The 2,288-nt window shown below is 53.1% G+C and carries 2 protein-coding genes; both read left to right on the plus strand.

Going from position 1 to position 2,288, the window contains the following annotated elements:
* Positions 1-1,399 (plus strand): hypothetical protein (locus B9O00_RS33325; protein ID WP_200808730.1); only part of this gene is annotated, 1,399 nt, incomplete at its 5' end.
* Positions 1,400-1,408: 9 nt separating this feature from the next.
* Positions 1,409-2,122 carry a hypothetical protein gene (locus B9O00_RS32910; protein ID WP_143596445.1) on the plus strand — a complete coding sequence of 238 codons (714 nt, stop codon included), beginning with the start codon at positions 1,409-1,411 and terminating at the stop codon, positions 2,120-2,122.
* Positions 2,123-2,288 lie beyond the last annotated feature (166 nt).

Consider the following 2,288-nt stretch of genomic DNA (forward strand, 5'->3'; position numbering starts at 1 on the left):
GCAAAACCGCGGCAACAGCCCAAGTCCGCCTCGCCGAGAGCTCCGACTCGAGCCCGCCGGCGCGACGAAGCGCCTCTATTTCCGCACCCTGCTAGGGCAGGCTGTAAATAGGGCTATCGCGGAGGAGTTTGCGATATCGATATTTAAAATTGATCCGGACCATGGTCACGCGAATTTCGTGCCATTTTGGCGTGAGGCACTTGCTGCCCTAGATGAAATGCCAAAGACCGTACGCGGGACGAGTCGCGCCTTTCTACATCATTCGGCTGTATCGAGACGGCGTATTGCGAAGCAGGAAGATTACTTCCCGATTGATTCCGATGAGCGAGTGCAGTTGCTCGAGAGAGCGATCGGAGACATTCAATACGCGCTAGACTTCATTCCTGCTACTCCAGAGGGCGAGAGTGACCTTAATCTGTACAACTCCCTTGCTCATGCCTATCAAGATCTTGCGGATGAGGAGGTTAAGCGTGGCGCTTCGGAGGTGCGCATTATCGCGTTGAGGAATAAGGCACATGACGCAACTCAACGAGCCTATCGTGCCAATCCTGACAACTCCTTTGTCGTGGAGACATATGCCAGGAGTCTCATTAGTGATGCGAAAATGCTGCCGGAGAAGGCAGGCGGTAACGCCATCGAGGTTCTCAATATTGTGTACGCCGCAATGGATCGAGATCGGTCGGGACAGAGGAGGTTTGCGCTGGCAAAGCTCGCCGACAGCGCGATCGGAATATTGCTTAATCTCGAACTAGACAGTCATTTGAGAAAAGATCCTAGTTCCGAAGTGGATGCTCTGATCTTGGCCATTGTCGCTTTAGCGCGCGATGTCCGGCGGACTGAGGGAATGGGGCTCGGAGATTTCCCGAGCGGAAATCGGATTCAAGCGGCGAAACTCCTTTCACACCCTCTCCTTCACGGGAACCCGCAGGCGGTACGTCTACGGTATTCTCTGACTGTATTAGATGAGTCTTATAATTTTGAGAGTCAATTGGAGTTGCTTCAAGCGCTACAGGATGGGGCGACCGTCTTTAGCCCGCAAATGCGTCTGGAGTTTGCGTTACTGCTGCAGCAGTGCGGCAGGCATCATGAAGCTGAAAGGCTCTTCCGCGAGCTGAGGCGGCTTTGGAAAGAGGGGGATCACTACGTCGAAGTACCTGATCGACTCCGATGGCTTCTGACACCTGATCGAATGAGCAGAAGACAGGTCACCGCAAGGATAGTTGCTGGAGACGAGAGCCGCCGCATAGCGAAAATTCGTGAGCTACAGGATACTAAGGTACCTTTTAGGCCTCAGGAGTTTTCACGTCAAAGCTTTGCTCCGGGCTCGGTCATCAGGGGGTACATTTCGTTTGGCCACAACGGGCCTCTACTCCGCCCCATCACAGCAGTACAAAGTTGAGGTGATCCGGTGGACGGAATCACTGAGAGCTTGGCTGCTGGCTTTGGATGGAAGCTCTGCTCGCACAATGTGATAGTTGAGGGGGAATCGGATGTTGCCCTTCTGTGGCACGCGGCAGCCTTGTACTACGAGGAATATAGGGTACCGATTTTGGGGGGCGATATAGCGATTTTGGCTGCGGGGAAGGGCGATGATGGCGGCGTAGATGGAGTAAATCGGCGACTGAACGCGATCAGGCAAGCTGCGGATTTTGATCGGGATAGAGATGGAGCGCTGCGCTACCGATTTATAGGCTTGTATGACAATGATAGGGCGGGTCAGCGTGGAATTGATGCGGCATGCCGATTTGATCGCCGACTACAGAAATACAAAGACCTCTTTCTCCTGCGACCGATCATGCCGCTGTCATCTGGAGAGGGAAATCTGAGTTTGCGCGAGCGTTTTGAACTCGGGAATGCTCCCTTCGACGGTCTGGACTGGGAAGTTGAGGATCTTGTTTCGGAGCGATTGCTTTTGGATTTTTTAAATAAAGAACCACAGGCAGTGACGAAAACTGTCGAGGCTAACGGACGGAAGCATCGAGAATTCTCGCGGGAAGGAAAGTACAAATTGAGGGAATTTGTGGTTGGGAAGGCTGTTTTGGAAGACGTTATGGGGACCATAAAACTTATTCGCGCACTTCGGGATTATTTAGGAGTGCGCATTGATCATATTATGGTATGATGTCTTCCTCTCGTTGTTGAGCGAACGTGTGGCGATGGTGACGTGAGTATGTGCGAGAAGGCCATTTAAGTTAGCAGGCTGCGGAAATAGGAGCGATTTTCCGCGCCGGCGGGCTCAGATCGGGGCTGTCGGCGAGGGGATGTGGGCCGTTGCCCTGGTTTTGCGG

This window comes from Tistlia consotensis USBA 355 (assembly GCF_900177295.1).
GTDB lineage: Bacteria > Pseudomonadota > Alphaproteobacteria > Kiloniellales > DSM-21159 > Tistlia > Tistlia consotensis.